22 protein-coding genes and 2 tRNA genes are annotated in these 15,672 nt (G+C 61.4%); 11 read left to right on the forward strand and 13 right to left on the reverse strand.

Annotation, left to right across the window (positions count from 1 at the left end; genetic code table 11):
• Nucleotides 1-80 precede the first annotated feature (80 nt).
• The 3 genes from CIT25_RS33000 (at nucleotide 81) to CIT25_RS33010 (ending at nucleotide 1,701) form a co-directional block, all read left to right on the forward strand.
• Nucleotides 81-752, forward strand: a complete 672-nt coding sequence (locus CIT25_RS33000) for an RNA polymerase sigma factor (RefSeq protein WP_095489327.1) — start codon at nucleotides 81-83, stop codon at nucleotides 750-752.
• Between the two features lie 98 nt (nucleotides 753-850).
• Nucleotides 851-1,375: a DUF4142 domain-containing protein gene (locus tag CIT25_RS33005; protein ID WP_095489305.1), complete on the forward strand. Its 525-nt coding sequence runs from the start codon at nucleotides 851-853 to the stop codon at nucleotides 1,373-1,375.
• Nucleotides 1,372-1,701: a cupredoxin domain-containing protein gene (locus CIT25_RS33010; protein WP_095489306.1), complete on the forward strand. Its 330-nt coding sequence runs from the start codon at nucleotides 1,372-1,374 to the stop codon at nucleotides 1,699-1,701. Before CIT25_RS33005 ends, CIT25_RS33010 begins: the two co-directional genes overlap by 4 nt.
• 45 nt (nucleotides 1,702-1,746) lie before the next feature.
• Here CIT25_RS33010 and CIT25_RS33015 read toward each other — a convergent pair whose 3' ends face one another.
• A complete protein-coding gene (locus CIT25_RS33015) occupies nucleotides 1,747-2,547 on the reverse strand; it encodes an SDR family NAD(P)-dependent oxidoreductase (protein ID WP_095489307.1) in 801 nt (266 codons plus the stop codon).
• 169 nt (nucleotides 2,548-2,716) lie between these two features.
• Between CIT25_RS33015 and CIT25_RS33020 the strand changes: the two genes are divergently transcribed.
• Entirely contained in the window at nucleotides 2,717-3,214 is a 498-nt protein-coding gene (locus CIT25_RS33020) for a MarR family winged helix-turn-helix transcriptional regulator (RefSeq protein WP_245330108.1), read from the forward strand.
• A 106-nt stretch (nucleotides 3,215-3,320) separates the two neighbouring features.
• Complete coding sequence (locus CIT25_RS33025) at nucleotides 3,321-3,710, forward strand: YkvA family protein (RefSeq protein ID WP_095489309.1); 390 nt, start codon at nucleotides 3,321-3,323, stop codon at nucleotides 3,708-3,710.
• 76 nt (nucleotides 3,711-3,786) lie between these two features.
• On the opposite strand, the gene CIT25_RS33030 is transcribed toward CIT25_RS33025, so the two are convergent.
• Nucleotides 3,787-4,602 (reverse strand): crotonase/enoyl-CoA hydratase family protein, encoded by an 816-nt coding sequence (locus CIT25_RS33030; protein WP_095489310.1) that lies wholly within the window; start codon nucleotides 4,600-4,602, stop codon nucleotides 3,787-3,789.
• Nucleotides 4,603-4,692: 90 nt separating this feature from the next.
• Here CIT25_RS33030 and CIT25_RS33035 point away from each other — a divergent pair, with 90 nt between their 5' ends.
• Nucleotides 4,693-5,277 (forward strand): TetR/AcrR family transcriptional regulator, encoded by a 585-nt coding sequence (locus tag CIT25_RS33035; protein WP_095489311.1) that lies wholly within the window; start codon nucleotides 4,693-4,695, stop codon nucleotides 5,275-5,277.
• A gap of 32 nt (nucleotides 5,278-5,309) precedes the next feature.
• On the opposite strand, the gene CIT25_RS33040 is transcribed toward CIT25_RS33035, so the two are convergent.
• From CIT25_RS33040 to CIT25_RS33055, 3 genes are all read right to left on the reverse strand, one after another.
• Nucleotides 5,310-6,536, reverse strand: a complete 1,227-nt coding sequence (locus CIT25_RS33040) for an anion transporter (protein ID WP_095489312.1) — start codon at nucleotides 6,534-6,536, stop codon at nucleotides 5,310-5,312.
• 433 nt (nucleotides 6,537-6,969) lie between these two features.
• Nucleotides 6,970-7,260, reverse strand: coding sequence for a hypothetical protein (locus CIT25_RS33050; RefSeq protein ID WP_095489313.1), 291 nt, complete (start codon nucleotides 7,258-7,260; stop codon nucleotides 6,970-6,972).
• 156 nt (nucleotides 7,261-7,416) lie between these two features.
• Nucleotides 7,417-7,722, reverse strand: a complete 306-nt coding sequence (locus CIT25_RS33055) for a hypothetical protein (RefSeq protein ID WP_095489314.1) — start codon at nucleotides 7,720-7,722, stop codon at nucleotides 7,417-7,419.
• 266 nt (nucleotides 7,723-7,988) lie between these two features.
• Here CIT25_RS33055 and CIT25_RS36645 point away from each other — a divergent pair, with 266 nt between their 5' ends.
• Nucleotides 7,989-8,225, forward strand: coding sequence for a hypothetical protein (locus CIT25_RS36645; protein ID WP_126107085.1), 237 nt, complete (start codon nucleotides 7,989-7,991; stop codon nucleotides 8,223-8,225).
• Nucleotides 8,226-8,518: 293 nt separating this feature from the next.
• Here CIT25_RS36645 and CIT25_RS33060 read toward each other — a convergent pair whose 3' ends face one another.
• Nucleotides 8,519-8,728, reverse strand: coding sequence for a hypothetical protein (locus tag CIT25_RS33060; protein WP_095489315.1), 210 nt, complete (start codon nucleotides 8,726-8,728; stop codon nucleotides 8,519-8,521).
• A gap of 431 nt (nucleotides 8,729-9,159) precedes the next feature.
• Here CIT25_RS33060 and CIT25_RS36650 point away from each other — a divergent pair, with 431 nt between their 5' ends.
• Entirely contained in the window at nucleotides 9,160-9,324 is a 165-nt protein-coding gene (locus tag CIT25_RS36650; RefSeq protein ID WP_158302709.1) for a hypothetical protein, read from the forward strand.
• A gap of 58 nt (nucleotides 9,325-9,382) precedes the next feature.
• Here the strand turns inward: CIT25_RS36650 and CIT25_RS33070 are convergent, their stop codons facing one another.
• From CIT25_RS33070 to CIT25_RS33100, 7 genes are all read right to left on the reverse strand, one after another.
• Nucleotides 9,383-9,583 carry a hypothetical protein gene (locus CIT25_RS33070; protein WP_095489328.1) on the reverse strand — a complete coding sequence of 67 codons (201 nt, stop codon included), beginning with the start codon at nucleotides 9,581-9,583 and terminating at the stop codon, nucleotides 9,383-9,385.
• A gap of 75 nt (nucleotides 9,584-9,658) precedes the next feature.
• Nucleotides 9,659-9,958 carry a DUF1236 domain-containing protein gene (locus CIT25_RS33075; protein ID WP_095489317.1) on the reverse strand — a complete coding sequence of 100 codons (300 nt, stop codon included), beginning with the start codon at nucleotides 9,956-9,958 and terminating at the stop codon, nucleotides 9,659-9,661.
• Nucleotides 9,959-10,444: 486 nt separating this feature from the next.
• On the reverse strand, nucleotides 10,445-10,654 hold the full coding sequence (locus CIT25_RS33080; RefSeq protein WP_095489318.1) for a hypothetical protein: 210 nt from the start codon (nucleotides 10,652-10,654) through the stop codon (nucleotides 10,445-10,447).
• A 130-nt stretch (nucleotides 10,655-10,784) separates the two neighbouring features.
• Nucleotides 10,785-11,069, reverse strand: coding sequence for a DUF982 domain-containing protein (locus CIT25_RS33085; RefSeq protein WP_095489319.1), 285 nt, complete (start codon nucleotides 11,067-11,069; stop codon nucleotides 10,785-10,787).
• A 371-nt stretch (nucleotides 11,070-11,440) separates the two neighbouring features.
• Nucleotides 11,441-11,980: a YybH family protein gene (locus CIT25_RS33090; protein WP_095489320.1), complete on the reverse strand. Its 540-nt coding sequence runs from the start codon at nucleotides 11,978-11,980 to the stop codon at nucleotides 11,441-11,443.
• A 371-nt stretch (nucleotides 11,981-12,351) separates the two neighbouring features.
• A tRNA-Arg gene (locus CIT25_RS33095) sits at nucleotides 12,352-12,428 on the reverse strand.
• Nucleotides 12,429-12,477: 49 nt separating this feature from the next.
• Nucleotides 12,478-12,783 (reverse strand): ETC complex I subunit, encoded by a 306-nt coding sequence (locus CIT25_RS33100; RefSeq protein WP_015318428.1) that lies wholly within the window; start codon nucleotides 12,781-12,783, stop codon nucleotides 12,478-12,480.
• Between the two features lie 300 nt (nucleotides 12,784-13,083).
• On the opposite strand from CIT25_RS33100, the gene CIT25_RS33105 reads away from it, so the two are divergent.
• The 3 genes from CIT25_RS33105 to CIT25_RS33115 all read left to right on the forward strand — a co-directional run bounded on the left by CIT25_RS33105 (nucleotide 13,084) and on the right by CIT25_RS33115 (nucleotide 15,640).
• Nucleotides 13,084-14,217 (forward strand): multicopper oxidase domain-containing protein, encoded by a 1,134-nt coding sequence (locus CIT25_RS33105; protein WP_095489321.1) that lies wholly within the window; start codon nucleotides 13,084-13,086, stop codon nucleotides 14,215-14,217.
• Nucleotides 14,214-15,401, forward strand: a complete 1,188-nt coding sequence (locus CIT25_RS33110; RefSeq protein WP_095489322.1) for a ZIP family metal transporter — start codon at nucleotides 14,214-14,216, stop codon at nucleotides 15,399-15,401. Before CIT25_RS33105 ends, CIT25_RS33110 begins: the two co-directional genes overlap by 4 nt.
• 162 nt (nucleotides 15,402-15,563) lie before the next feature.
• Nucleotides 15,564-15,640 (forward strand) — tRNA-Pro (locus tag CIT25_RS33115).
• Nucleotides 15,641-15,672 lie beyond the last annotated feature (32 nt).

The following is a 15,672-nucleotide window of genomic DNA, read 5'->3' on the forward strand; positions in this document are numbered from 1 at the left end:
TTCCCGGCTAGGCCGTCCAATGTTTCGATCGGAGGATTTGCTTCCGGTCAGGAGATTGGCTTGCGATGAGGAAACCGGTCATGTCGGCTGTCTTGACCGTCATGCCTGCCGCAGCTGGCGAGATGCAGCTTGTCGGCCGCGCGCTGGCGCGGGAGGGCGGAGCCTTCCGCACGATTATCAAGATGCACAACCAGCGACTCTATCGTATCGCCCGCAGCGTCGTTCGCAACGACAGCGAGGCTGAAGACATCGTGCAGGAGGCTTATGTCAAGGCCTTTGCCCATCTCGGGGATTTTCGCGGGGAATCCTCGCTCGCCACATGGCTGTCGCGCATCGTCATCAATGAGGCGCTTGGGCGCTTGCGCAAAAGACGGCGAACGGTAGCCATGCCGCAAACTCCACACGCCGAAATCATCAAATTTCCCCTCGATCCCAGCGACGATCCGGAGCGGACGATGGCGCAACGGCAAATCCTCGAACTTGTCCAACGGGCGACCGATCGGCTTCCCGATGTGTACCGGACAGTGTTCGTGGCGCGGGTGATCGAGGGTCTCAGCATCGAGGAGACCGCCGAACTGCTTGATGTGCGGCCCGAAACCGTCAAGAGCCGCCTGCACCGCGCCCGCGCCCTCGTGCGCAAGGCGCTGGACGATCAGATCGGCCCGGTGCTGCTCAATGCCTTTCCCTTCGCCGGCCGCCGGTGTGAACGGCTGACCGCCGCGTTGATGCAGCGGCTTGGCTTTACAGACTGATTTTTCCCGAATTCCCGGGAACGTTTGCCCCCGCCCGGCATCCAATCATCGTCAACTGAAATGCCCGGAGCCAACCGCATCCGGCGAAGGAGAACGTCATGTTTATTCGATCGACCACCGCACTGGCAGCGCTTTTCCTGCTCAGCGCAGCGCCGTTGGCGCAAGCCGCCGACAAGCCGACCGACCCGCAGATCGCCCACATCGCCTACACAGCCGGCGTGCTTGACGTCGAGGCGGCCAAACAAGCGCTGGAGAAATCGAAGAACAAAGAGGTTGTAGATTTCGCCAAAGATATGGTGCGAGACCATGAAGCCGTAAACAAACAAGCGCTTGACCTGGTCAAGAAGCTCAAACTGACGCCGGAGGACAACGCCACCAGCAAGGCGCTGACCGAGGCGGCGGCCGAGGAACGAGCCCAGCTCGCCAAACTCGACGGCGCCGCCTTCGACAAGGCCTATGTCGCCAACGAGGTCGCCTACCATAAGCAGGTCAACGCCGCGCTCAAAACCCTGCTGATCCCCTCGGCCGAGAATGCCGAACTGAAGAGCCTGCTGGAGACCGGCCTGAAGCTATTCCAGGGCCATGAACAGCATGCCGAACATGTCGCCGGCAAGCTGAAATGAGAACAGCACCGACGGCGTCGAAACGGCATCTGTGGGTTGCTTTGGCGCTAACCATTGGTGCCGCACCAGCCAAGGCCGGCACGATTGAGGTGACGATCGAGAAGCTTGTATTTTCGCCCGCAAGCATCGAGGCGAAGGTCGGCGACACGATCGAGTGGGTCAACAAGGACGTGTTCGCCCACACGGCGACCGTCAAGGGCGGCTGGGAGGCTATGATCCCGCCGAAGAAGGCGGCGAGCCTGACGCTGAAGACGGCGGGTTCGGTCGACTATTTCTGCCGCTTCCATCCCAACATGAAAGGCCATCTGACGGTGGCGTCGCCCTAGCCATGCCAGCGGAGCGCCCTGCGCGCGCAGGGCGGTCCGGCGGCGTCAAGCCGCCTTGTAGCGAGGCGCCGGTTCGCCGGTTTGTGTCGCGGCGAACAGGGTGGCGCGGGCGGCGTCGTAGATTTCCCACAGCGCACGGTCGTGGACTGACGGCAGCGTGATGGCTTCACCCTGATCGAACCCTGCCAGGGCCGCGTCGACCATGTCTTCCGCGGTCATCACCACTGCCGGGTCGAACGCTAAAAGCGGCATGCCGGCGAATTCGTAGAATTCGGTGGCGGTCGCAGCTGGAAGAACGAGCTGCAGCCTGACGCCGGTCCCGGCAAGCTCCTCCTGCAGGCCACGGCTGAAGTTCACCACATAGCCTTTGGTGCCGCTATAGAGGGAGGTGATCGGCAGCGAGTGCAGCGCCATGACCGAGGCTATATTGATTATCGCCCCGGCGTTGCGCGACAGGAATGCCGGCAGCGCCGCTCGGGTCAGGCGCGTCAGCGCCGTGATGTTGAGCGCGATCGTCGACGCGGCATTCTCGTCGGACGTGTTTATCGTCGATCCAAGCGTTCCGTTGCCGGCGTTGTTCACAAGCAGCGTGATGGCGGGGTTGGTGGCGAGCACCTTCTCGACGCGCGCCAAGCCGTCCTCTTTGGTCAGGTCGGCGCCGATCACCTCGACCTTGGCGCCATAGGCCCGCGACAACTCCGCTGAGAGGGTTTTCAGGCGTTCGGCGCGTCGCGCCACGAGCACAAGATCATAGCCACGGGCAGCGAGGCGGTCGGCATAGACGGCGCCGATGCCGGCGGAGGCGCCGGTAACGACGGCGATCGGCTTGGAAGCTGAGTTCGACATGGTTATCTCCTAAAGTTTAGCACTCAAATGTTGAGTGCTCAACCAACTAACCAAGTCTCTGCCCCATTGCAATGGTTCAGCACTCAACTATTTTGTGAAGATGGGAAAAACGGTCGAATCGTTTGCATCGCTCGAAAGTCGGGACGAGCCCGACGCGGAAGCGCCCGGCATGCCGAACGATTTCGTCTGCATCAATTCGTCGCTGCGTCGTGCGGCGCGGCGGCTTGGCCAGTTGTATGACGTGGCGCTCGTCCCAACCGGGCTGACGTCAACGCAAACCCTTCTGCTCGGCCAGATCGACGAGCTCGGGGCCGTTTATGGCGAGGACGGGCCGACGCTGCAGGTCCTCGCCGCCCGCCTGGCGATCCAGATTTCAGCGCTGACGCACGCGTTGCGGCCGCTTGTGCGCGACGGTCTGGTCGAGGTCCGCCAGGATGCCCACGACCGGCGAACGAAGCATGCCGTGCTGACGCCGCTCGGAAAAGCGCGATACCAGCAGGCATATGTTGTGTGGGTCGAGGCCAACAGACGCGTCGAGGCGATTTTGGGGGCGGCCGCGGCCGAAAAGCTGAGGAGCCTCGCCGACGATGTCGCCTCGCAGGACTTTCTCGACGCCTATGTTTCGGGCGAGAAGCCGGCGAGCGGCACCGAACCGTCGGAACATTAGAGCGCCGCGCGTCGTTTGGGATGCGCCACGGGCCTTAGTCTAGGTCTTTCTTCGACCAGCAACCGCCGCTCGGACGTCGGCGGACAATCTGTGCTAAAGTAACCCTATGAAAGCATGGCTGGAAACGGCAAAGCGCCGGGCGCGCGACATCAAGCTTGATGTCGTCGCCCTGTGGTTCGCAGCGCGCGATCCTCGGGTGCCCTGGTCCGCGAAACTCGTGGCGGGGATGGTGGCCGCCTATGCGCTTTCCCCAATCGACCTGATCCCGGATTTCATCCCGGTGCTCGGCTATCTCGACGACCTGATCATCGTGCCGCTCGGCGTAATCCTGGCGATAAGGCTTATCCCGCCGCCGCTAATGGACGAGTTTCGGGCGCGGGCTGCCGCGCTCGAAAAACACCCGCAAAGCAGGACGGGAATGTTCTTTGTCGTGGCGCTCTGGCTGGCTTTAGCGGCTTTGCTGATCTGGGCGTTCTGGCCCACCCGCGCCAAATAGTCCGATCAGGGCTTCTCCGCAATCGAACGCCTCGAATATCTCCGGAACCGGCTCCAGCGATATGTCCCCTTGTGCCTCACTCACCCGCAGCAGTGCGCGTCCACGAACCGGAATAGCTTGGCTCGCGGCGCGCGATCCAGGCATCGAGCCCTTCGCGCAGATCGGCGGTCGGCGCCATGCGGGCGAACTGTTCGGCCTCAACCATCAACCCTTCCGCGATGGACTGGTTGATGCCGCGCGTAACTGCGGTGAGGATGCTGGCGACCGCCAGCTGTGAATGCCGCAGAATTCGCTGAGCCAGGTCAAGTGCTGCCGGCATCAGGTCGTCGTGTGGAACCACCTGGTTGACGAGGCCGAGTTCGAGTGCGCGCTGCGGCGAAAACGCCTCCCCTGTCAGCAGCAACTCGAGGGCCCGCTTGCGTCCGGCCAGCCTCGGCAGGCGCTGCGTTCCGCCGAACGTCGGCGGCATTGCGAGAACGATTTCGGGTTTGGCGAACGAGGCACGTTCGCTGGCGATGGCGAGCGGCACGGCCTCGGTGATTTCGCAACCTCCGCCGAAGGCAAGACCGTTGACCGCGGCGATGACGGGTTTGCGGAACGCTTCCAGTCTGGCCGTCAATCGCTGCCCACGCATGACGAAGTCGCGCAAGGCGGCATCGGCGCCAAGCGCCACGCTTGCCGAGAATTCGTGGATGTCGCCGCCCGCCGAGAACGCCCGCTCGCCAGCGCCGGTGAGGATGACTGCCCGGATGGAGCCATCGACCTCGATAGCGTCGAGGATGGCCAGCAGGCGGTCGATCAGGGCGTAGTTCAGCGCGTTGAGTTTTTCAGGGCGATTGAGGGTCAGGACGGCAACCCCGTCGCGAACCTCGCTCAGGACAAGTCCGGTCATTTGGCTTCCTTTCCAGCATGCGGTGGCAGGAACAGGAAAGGATCAGGCTCTCGATTGCTTGTATATTCACTAGTCGGTATATATTGCCCCATGCCCCAAGAGCTCAGCCCTACCCGCAAACGTATTGTCGATGCCGCGACGAAGCTGTTCTATGCTGAAGGGATTGGCCGCGTCAGCGTCGATGCCGTCGCCGAAAAGGCAGGCCTCACCAAGCGCACGCTTTACTATCATTTCAAGAGCAAGGACGACCTGATCGCCGCTTATCTCGATGGCCGCGACCAGCCGAATCTGAAGCAGATGGCCGGCTGGTTCGACGCCGCCGAAGGCGGTCCCGATCGCAAGGTCGAGGCGATCTTCACCAATCTGGCACGCGTGGCACGCCATCCCAAATGGAAAGGATGTGGTTTCCTGCGAACGGCCGCGGAGCTCGCCGCCATGCCCGGACACCCGGCGATGAAGGTCGGGTCGCGACACAAGGCGAATTTCGAAAAATGGCTGGCCGGCGAAATGTCAGGCCGCAGCATTTTGGAGCCACAAACCCTGGCGCGCGAAATCGTCCTTCTGATGGATGGCGCGTTCTCGATCATGCTGATCCACCGCAACCCCGACTATATCGAGGCAGCCGGACACGCCGCTGCCATGCTCGTTCGGGCGAGATCCCAAGACAGCGCCTGACGAAGGATTGCTGCCGCGACGATCCGTGCCGGCTAAAACCCAAGCGCCAGCCACGCCGTTCCGGCAAGCAGCGTGACCAGCGTCAGCGGCAGGCCGACCTTGAAGAAGGCGGCGAACGACAGAGTTGTGCCGGAGACCCGCGCGTGCTCCGCGACAATCAGATTGGCGACCGAGCCGAGCAGCGTGAAATTGCCGGCCAGCGTCGAGCTCATCGCGACGATCAGCCAGGCGCGCTCCGGGTTTTCCAGGCCGGGTATGAATGGCCGCAGCGCCAGCACGGCCGGAACGTTGCTCATGATGTTGGACAGCACCGCGGTGAAGCCGGATAGCCGCCAGACATCGTCCAGGCCGAGGTTTTTGGCCGAGGCGATGATGTCAGGGCTGAGCAGCGTCTTCTCGGCGCCGGCGACGACGATGAACAGGCCGGCGAACATGAACAGCAGCGGCCCGTCGATCTCGCGATAGATGCGCGCCGGCTTGATGGCGCGGGTCACCAGAAGAATGGCGCCGCCGATGAGCGCCGCCTTGGCGACCGGCACGTCGGCAAAGAAAGCGATCGCCAGCCCGATGCAGACGACCACCGCCTTCAGCACCTGTCCCGGCAGCATGCGGCCGCGATAGACTTCGGGGCTGACCTCGGCCTTGCGCGCGAATTCGGCCCGGTAGACGATGCGCACGATGACGATGACGGCGACGAGGCCAAACAGGGCGACGGGCGCCAGGGCCGCCGAGAAGGCCGGATAGGAAATCCCCGACAGCGCGCCTATGACCATGTTCTGGGGATTGCCGGTGATGGTGGCGACGCTGCCGCAATTCGACGCCGTGGCGGTGGCGATCAGATAGGGAATCGGGTTGCGGTTGATGACACGGGTGACGTGGACGACGATCGGCGCCATGACCAGGCAGATCGCGTCGTTGACCAGGAACGCCGACAGAACGCCGGTCAGCAGCGTCACCATCACCAGCAGCATGAATGGCGCGTGCGCATGCTCGATGGCGACGGCGCCGAGTGCGCGGAAAGCGCCCGACACTTTCAGATGCGCCACGACGATCATCATGCCGAGCAGCAGCGTGATGGTGTCGAAATTGATCGCGCGGTAGGCGTCCTCCAGGCTGAGCGCGCCGATGGCAATCATCGCCGCGCCGCCGAGCAACGCGATGCCTGCCCGGTCGAGGCGCAGCCCAGGTACCCTGCCGATGGCGACGCCGGCATAGGTCAGGATCAGGATCAGCAACGCCGCCGCGCCCATCAGTGTCATTCGTGGAAAAGCCCCGTTCAGATCCGCCCTGCCCCGCCATTGGCGAACACGGGCCGCCAACGCCCCCTCCTCACTGCGGACATAGAATGAACGCAGGCACAGGAGGTGCCCGCGACGTCGGCGAATCTTATCTGCGAGGCGTCCGGACGATCGGTGATACCTGAAAAAAGACACGGGTTCACGCGCCATGTCTCAGGTGCGACCTGTTACCTACGTCATGGCGCAGAACCGGCTTGACCCATTGCGTGATTGGCCGCTTCACGCCCTTCGGTGGCGGCCCGGCGCGCACTTGGATCGCGTTTCAGAGCCGCTCGCGGATCGCGGCTGGAATTAATGAAGGCCGAGCCGACATATTTGCGCGTGCCGATCTCGCCCATCTGAGCTGGCGACGATGATGCGCGCCGGCCGGCCGGCCTTCCGAAAGGCGCTGTTTTCAATAACGATAAATGTAAGCCGGCCTCCTGAAGCCGCGTTTGCACTTCACCTCTTCCTTGTATTCATCGCCTTCCCACTTGCGCTCAATCTTGCAATTCCCGCGCCGGAATTCCTCGTTGTAGCTGTAGCGTTCGCGCTCCCTATATCGACGCGTCTGGTGATCATCGTCGTTGTAGCGACCCACCCAGCGCCCATGCCCGCTCTCGTCCTTCCAGGGATCGGCTGCCGCTACGCTGACGCAGCCAGTCATTGCAATGCCGGCGGCCAGGAGGGTTACGAGCATCTTCATACGCAATCTTCCTCTGCAGGTCCCCGCCAAAGGATTGAAACTCCGTTGAACGGCTTTCTTTTCCCTGCGCTGCTCGCAGAGCGGCTCGCCTCCATGCAAGACGTTTTCATCAAGCCCGGAAGAGCATCCCGCCGGGCCCGATATCCGATATCACAATCAGCCGCCATTAGCAGGCGCTGCCGGAGCGGGCGCGGCTGGGGCAGGTGCGGCTGGGGCAGGTGCGGCCGGCTCTGCCGGAGCGGGCGAGGCTGGCGCTTCGACCTTGGGCGCTTCGACCGTAGGCGCTTCAACCCTTGGCGCTTCAACCTTTACGTCGACGTCCTTCCCGGTGCCCCCGCCATTGATATTGATAACGCCAGTGAACAACAGCAGGACCACGATTGCGATGATTGCGAGAACGACGGCGACAGCAGTGCCGGCGCCATTTCCGCCTGAGTTAACAACGGTTGGACCGTTAGCCATGACTACCTCTCCTATCTCTGAATGATCACTGTCGGCAAACGGGACCGGCGGGCACTTCGTTCCTCCGCTGGGCTTTGGTCCGAGATGCGGCAAGACTGAAGTCTTTGGGTCAAAGACAGAGGGCTGAGGGCCGGCAACCAGGACCTTACCACTGCATTGGTATTGGGCCGCCGAGCAAAGTCCCTTCATCGGTGGTTCACCGGGTGCCCGCTGTATGTGCACCATCGGCGGGCACCCGATATGGCGCTCTAACAGCGGAAAGTACTGTGACCCTTATCCAGAGCAGACAGAATGTCGATGAGGTCGCAAGCCGACCCGCAAATGACAATCAAACTCCTAACCCAACAGATTTCTCGGTGGTTGATCTCATTTCGTCGAGCGACGACGAGGTCGCTGCCATTGTCAGGCGAACAGAGCGCCTGGCCCTTGCCGTGATTATAGTAATGGCGATCTTCCTGATCTTTGCACCGGTGGTCTTCATTGCCCTGAGGTATGGGATCTGAGATGTCCCGCTTTAGCCCTTGCCCCAAAAATCCTCGTGATTGACGCTGATGATGGCACTGCCGACGTATTTGCGGGTCCCCGGCCCGGCCATCAGCGCGAATGCCAGTATTTCCATATGGAAACAAAAAAACCCGCCACACAGGAGAGCGACGGGGCGATCAAGCGGTCACCGAGCGCGGGGTGGGTCGGGACTTGCCCGGTGCGCGGATCGTGAAAAATCGTAGGCTGCCGGCTCCGTCGCGTCTACCAACCGGCGGTTGGAAGGATCTGTTTGATTCGGCGGCGCAGCCGCTTACCGTCCCAGCGGCTGTATGGAAGCTGAAAGAAGTTCTTCCTCGTCCACCACTCCGGCCATGTAGTTGGCAATAATTCGGGACGCGAGAACTTCACGTTGTTGTTCCGATTGGCCGTCAACCTTCAAGCGATCGAACACGCGACCAAGCAGCGCCACCTCGGATGAATTGAAAATCCCGACAGCCTCGGCCGTTCGTCGAACGGGCATAAGCAAGCTTCCCCCAAAGCGGCGTATGCAACACAAACAATCAGAAAAAGCGAAATACGGAAGAAAAATCGGGCATCTTTCCCAACAACATTCGGGGCGAGATCAGAACCGCGCCCGGAACATAAGCGGTTGCTTAACAGTTGGATGGGGAGCAGTGGGCCTATCCCCCCATCTAGTCCCCCCGCTGTAGATCGGGAGCTGCAAACCGGTCGGCCCGCGCTCTGAGGAGGAGTGCGGGCTATGACCGGCTGGGATTCCTATCTCGAGGGATTTCCGCGATCGCCACAAGGTGTCAGCGGACGATGATTATGCATCACGCCGGAGCAGGTGTCGAAGGTGATCCACAAGCGCGGCAGCCATCAGGCAACCCTGACCGCGGCCGCCCGCGGGGCAGCCCGCATCTACCGCGCTCCTGGCGGGGGAGCGGCCAAGTGCGCGTGCTTCTGGAAGATACCAATCTTGTCGGGATAGGTAATCCGGATCTCGCGTCCGCATCCCTCACACTTGTAATGGGAAACGACCTGAAACCAGCTGCCGTTCTTGATGACGGTGAAGTTGCACTGCGGGCATTGGAAAGTCAGGCCAACAGAGAATAGGCTGGGAGAGAGGGACATTGCAGCGCCTCGCATTCTGGGTATCTTAAAGGCGGCTTGGTTAGTCCAGCGTCTCGACGACGAAGGATGCGGCAATCAAATCGTCGGCATCGATTCTACCCTTGCCGTCCTCCATGACGGCTGCGACCTTTCGAAAGGTCTTCAGTTCCTTCTCGGTAATCCGTGCGCCGCGCATCCTCTTGTTGAGGTCGGTCACGCGCATTCGGAGTGCCTTGGATGCTCCAATCTCACGGTTCGACACGATGATCACATTCCTCCGTTGCTGGCTGCCCGCCGCACCTTTCGGCACGGCGGGCTGTCCTCCCAGTCGCTTAGGTTATTCGATGACTTTGATGACCTTGCGTGTGCCTGGATCAACGACAACGGTCCGGTCGTCGACCACCACGTAACTGTATTTGGTCTCGGGAACTTCATGAAGCTCGACCGTATCGGGCAGTGTTGAGCCGATATTGAGCTCTACCCCAGGGATTTTCACCGATGCGAGCGGCTGCTTCTTCACATATTCCTTGATGACGGTCTCCTGCTCAGGCTCGATGATCACGTCCTGAGCGGCAGCAGCGCCGATGCCTGCCAGCAGCAGAAGCCCCGCGACTGCCGTGGAAAGACGCATTCTCATAGCTTTCTCCTTCGTGTGAGATCTCTTGCGCTGGGCGGTATCCTCTTCGCGCCCGGTCCACCCAAACCTGAGGTGGCCGCAAACGTTCCTTGGTTGGGCTTCGGTCTGATCCGAGACAGGACCTAAGTCTCTCCTGCTTCGTGCAATAGGCCGGACATCGCGTCATCGGGAAAGCGATGACCAAGCCACGCCGCGCCCTACGGAGGGGAAGGACGCGGGCTGATCGGGAGGGGACACCGATCTCGCAGCTTGGTTCACAGGAGAAGATGCTGCAGAAGCCGAACGTCTCCCCGAGCCGGTGTTCCATACGGAAGTCAAAAAGCCCGCCGCACCTTTCGGCACGGCGGGCGATCAGTTGTTCACCAGGCACAGGGTGGGCGGGGGTGGGTGTGCCCGGATCGTAGGAAATCCTACGCGCGCCGGCTGCGTCGCGTCTACCAACCGGCGGTTGGAAGAGTTAACTCGGTTAGCTTGCTTTACCCGGGCCTACCGCCCCAGCGCTTGTTTCGAAGCCGACAAAAGTTCTTCCTCGTCCACCACTCCGGCCATGTAATTGGCAATAATTCGGGACGCGAGCGATTCGCGCTGTTGTTCCGATTGGCCGTCAATCTTCAAACGATTGAACACGCGGCCAAGTAGCGCCAGCTCGGACGGGTTGAAAACACCCGAATCCTCTGCTCTTCCATGAAGCGGCATGACAAACCCCCTTCGCCCAGAGATTTTGTTCGTGCAACATTATTATACACTAAAAAACCGCGCCCCGTTGCAGAATCGCAGACGCGAGAGATGAGCCCTCGCGGAAGATCTGTGACCGGTGAGGGCGACATCACATCAGATCTTCAGCAACCCCGTCGAATTTCTTGAGGCCTTCGCTTGGCGGCTTCTGCTTGTGAAGTCCCTGTTCAGTTGCAGCCGCCTCGAAGGCGGCGAACGCAGCTTGGTGACTGCAATGTCCGGCCAGGCATTCCTCGATCATTCGGATTGCTTCAAGTCGGGACGGCTTGTCCATGGATGGCCATGGTTGCCGAAGCGCTTTCGCAGCGTCGGCTATCGACGCGACCACCATCGGCCTGCGATTCAGGTAGATTGTAATCGGAATGAACGCCGTCATTTTTGTCGCTCACCAGGATTGAAGGCGGTTAAACGCGAAGAGATGGCAGTGGTTGCATCATCGTGAATTCAGAGCGCCGATGCCCGATGCCATCGAGGCTGAACACGCCTTGCTCGGTGCCAACACGCAGGGGCTGGTCGTCCGAAGAGCCTTGGTCGTTTCGGTTCCATGAACGAAGAAGCCCGCGCCCCACGGAGGGGAAGGACGCGGGCTGATCGGAGGGGACAATCCGATCTCGCAGCATTTCTATGCGCACAGGAAATATTGCTGCAGGAGGCGAACGTCTTGCCCGTGCCAGTGTTCCATACGGAGACAAAAAAGCCCGCCGCGCCTTTCGCCAAGGCGGTCGATGAAGGCCTGGATATCAATCCCTATTGGGCCGCACCTAAATTCCAGATGTCCCGATGCAGGCGCCATGTCCCGTCGTCGCCCTTTTTCCAGACGACGATGTACTTGCCCGCTACGGTGGAGAGGGCGCCGTCTTTGCTCGGCACATCGAGCGTAAATGCGCCAACTTCGTAGGCGAGGTTCGCGCTCTCTTCCACTTCCAGCGCCTTCAGGGTGAGATTCTTCATCCCGCCTTTGATCGCGCCCTGCCAGAATTCTTCCACGCCCTTGCGGCCATCGACGCGCTTGCCGTCGGGCGGCAGCACGGCAGCATCCTCGGTATACATTTGACCCACCGCCGCCGCGTTTCCGCTGTTGAAGGCGTCCGTGAATTTCGTCAGCGCCGCTTCGATGTCCTCGCGAGCCGACTGGGCGGCCACAGACAGTGCTGACGAAAGAAGCAGCACAGCAGCAAATGCAAATGACTTAACCAGTCTCATCTCGTCCTCCCTTTGCGTGATATCCACCGGATGAATAGTGCCCATCCCGAGCGCGCCGCCGCGCCCGCGCAATGGCCAGATCATGACTTACATTAGACTTGTCTGATATGATGGCGCAAGCGCCAGACGCTCTCGACAACAGGCCAGCAAGCGACTGCCGTGGAACCTTTCAAAGCCAAATGCCTTGGATCACGTCGCGCGTGCCGTAGACAGCGCCGACCTCTTGCCGGATTTTAATCGATACGACCGGCCGAGATTGGCGATCTCCTGATCGCGTGCACGGTTGCGCTCGCTCCTGCGCGTGACTGTGCCGCGCGCAGATCAGCAATAGCAGCGTGGGTTCGATGCCGTCATTTTCCGCATGGAGGCGGAACCCATGAGGAAGAAAATCTGTAAACGGATCGGAATGCCATTCTCCCGAAGTCGGGAATATGGTACTATGTCTTTGAAAATACTGGCGATCCCGACAGGATTCGAACCTGTGACCATCGGCTTAGAAGGCCGGTGCTCTATCCAGCTGAGCTACGGGACCGCTGGGCCGACGCCAAGGCCGGCTGAATTATGCGATGGGCATTTGCCGGTCAATGCGTCCAGGGCGTCCTGCGGTCATAGCGGAAATTCTCCGCATAGGAAATCTGGCGGCGCTTGGTTTCCTTCGGCTCCTCGACACGGAAGGCCAGCCCCTCTTTCTCGGCATAGGCCACCGCCTCTTCCCTGGTGTCGAAGGTGAGCCTGATCTGGCTGCGCATGTCGCCCGACGTGGTGTAGCCCATCAGCGGATCGATTTTCTTGCGCATCTCGGGATCGAATTCCAGCACCCAGTGGCCGGTCTTGGCCTTGCCGGACTGCATCGCGGTTTTGGCTGGGCTGAAAATGCGCGCGGACATGGTCACCTCGTTGCTACGTGCAAGCGGCACCTGCCGCTGTATTCCCGTCATTACTTCGCAATGCAGCCGGCGGCAAGGCCGATGGTTTTTGCGCTCCTGTCGCGGACCTGAACCAAGCAGAATGAGGACTACGCAATCTGCTGTGACGGCGTCGGCTGCAAGGCAGCTTGCCAAGCCCGTTGCACCGTCTTGGCGCGTTCAGCCGCACGGGGGCATGCCGCGACCGAACTAAGCCATTGCTATATTTGACAGCTGACACTATTATCGGTCAAACGAATGAATTCGAGGGAAAAAGTTGGCATGGTCGATGTCGGTGTGTGGTTGCGCGATCGGATAAGCCGACGTTCCGTCCTTACAGGAAGTCTTGCTGCCGTGGGCGGCACGGCGATTGCTGCCCGCAGCGCGCTCGGTCAGTCCGCCCAGCATAGCGGTCATGACATAGCGGCGGTGGCCGCCACCGATCCGGCACCTCATCATATGAATGCTCATGGCGCGATGGTCACCGTCGGGGAGGTGGACAACGCCGCCAACGGTTTTGATCCGATCCCGATGCTGACGGACTGGGAGCGAGGGACGGTCTCGGTTCTGCCCGATGGGCGCACGCTTAGGACGTTCGAGGTGACGGCCGTGGACAAGACGATCGAGATCGCACCGGGCGTGTTCTTCCCGGCATGGACGTATAACGGCCGCGTGCCCGGTCCGGCGCTGCGCGCCAAGGAAGGCGAGCGCATTCGCATCGTCTTCAAGAACAACGGCTCGCATCCGCACTCGATGCATTTCCACGGCATCCATGCCGCCCGCATGGATGGAATTCCCGGCGCCGGGCTGGTCGATCCGGGTGGCGAGTTCGTCTACGAATTCGACGCCAAGCCCTTTGGCTGCCATCTGTATCATTGCCACGCCTTGCCGCTGAAGAGGCACATCCACAAGGGCATGTATGGGGCCTTTGTCATCGACCCGGACCCGGATCGCCATCCCGACCATGCCGAGATCGCCCGGTCGCGGCTTCTCGACACGCCCGAGAATGCCGGCTGGCAAGAGCTGGTGATGGTCATGAACGGATTCGACACCAATTTCGACGAGGAGAACGAATTCTACGCCGCCAACACCATCGCCCACGCCTATGCGAAGACGCCGATCCGCATCGTGCGAGGCAAGCCGGTGCGCATCTATCTGGTCAATGTGGTGGAATTCGATCCCATCAACTCGTTTCATCTGCATGGAAATTTCTTCGACTATTTCGATCAGGGCACGACGCTGACGCCGACCTTGAAAACGGTCGACCTCATCATCCAGTGCCAGGCCCAGCGCGGCATCCTGGAATTCACCTTCGCCGAGCACGAACCGGGCCTCTACATGTTCCACGCGCATCAAAGCGAGTTCACTGAGCTCGGCTGGATGGGCATGTTCGACGTCGTCGAGGCGCTGGCATGAACAAGGTCGTCACCATCGATTCACCGGCAAGGCCGCGCAGCCGTTGGTTGTGGATCGGCCTGCCCCTTGCCGCGCTCGCCATTGCGGTGGCGTGGATCATCGCCGTCAATCCGCTGCAAGGATTGTCAAACGGCGCGCCCGCCGTCGAGAAACTGACTTTCGAGCGTGTCGTCCTCGATACATCAGGCCTTCATCTTCTGGTCAGGGCCGGCGGCTCCGAGCCGATGACCATCGCCCAGGTCCAGGTCGACGGCGCCTACTGGCAATTCACCCAGGACCCGCCGGGCACCATCGCGCGTGCTTCCACGGCGTGGATCAATCTGCCTTTCCCGTGGGTTCTGGGTGAAACGCACACGGTCAATCTGGTAACCAACTCAGGCGTCACCTTCGAACATTTGATCGAAGTTGCCGTGCCGACGCCTACCGCCACAGCGGGACAGCTCAAGCTGCAGGGACTGGTCGGCATCATCGTCGGCGTGCTGCCTGTCGCCATTGGCCTCATGTTCTATCCGGCGCTGCGCGGTGTCGGACAGAGCGGCATGAACTTCCTGTTGGCGCTGACCATCGGGTTGCTCGCCTTTCTGCTGGTCGACACGATCGAAGAATCCTTCGAGCTTGTCGGAACCGCAGCCGCTGTGTTCCAGGGGCCGGTCATGGTGGTGCTGGCGGGTCTGGCTAGCTTTCTTGTCCTGATGGCGATCGGGCGGCGGCGCGGCACGCCGACAGGGCTGGCGTTGGCCACCTATATCGCGCTCGGCATCGGCCTTCACAATCTCGGCGAAGGCCTTGCCATCGGCGCTGCCTTCGTGGCCGGCTCGGCAAGCCTCGGAACCTTCCTGGTGCTCGGCTTCGCCCTGCATAATATTACCGAAGGCATCGGCATCGCCGCTCCGATGCTGAAGGAGCGGCCGCCGCTGTGGACGTTCGCCGGCCTGACCTTGCTCGCCGGTGGGCCTGCGGTTATCGGCATGTGGCTCGGCAGCCTGGCCTATGCGCCGCAATGGTCGGCGCTGGCGCTTGCCATCGGCGCCGGCGCGATCCTGCAGGTCATCGTCGAGGTCGGCGCCTATCTGATGCGCCGCAACCAGAAGGGCATTGATGCCTTCTTCACGCCACCGGTCATGGGCGGCCTGGCGGCCGGCGTCGCCTTCATGTACGCGACGGCCGCTTTCATAAAGGTCTGACCGGCAGGGGCCTGGTCCTGAGGCAGCTGCTGTAAAACCGTTGCGCGCGACTTGGCTGGCTGCAATTCCGGCCCCGCTCTCCGCCCGGGCCTGCCGTTTGTTCCGTTTTCGTCTTTTAGGGGTTGCGCAGCCAAGCCCGGAACCCTATAGCCCGCAAGGACTCGGAGTGTAGCGCAGCCTGGTAGCGCATCTGGTTTGGGACCAGAGGGTCGGGAGTTCGAATCTCTCCACTCCGACCACCTTGCGCACAGGAACGCGCACAACAACCCCC

This window comes from Mesorhizobium mediterraneum (assembly GCF_002284565.1).
In the GTDB taxonomy this organism is placed as follows: Bacteria; Pseudomonadota; Alphaproteobacteria; order Rhizobiales; family Rhizobiaceae; genus Mesorhizobium; species Mesorhizobium mediterraneum.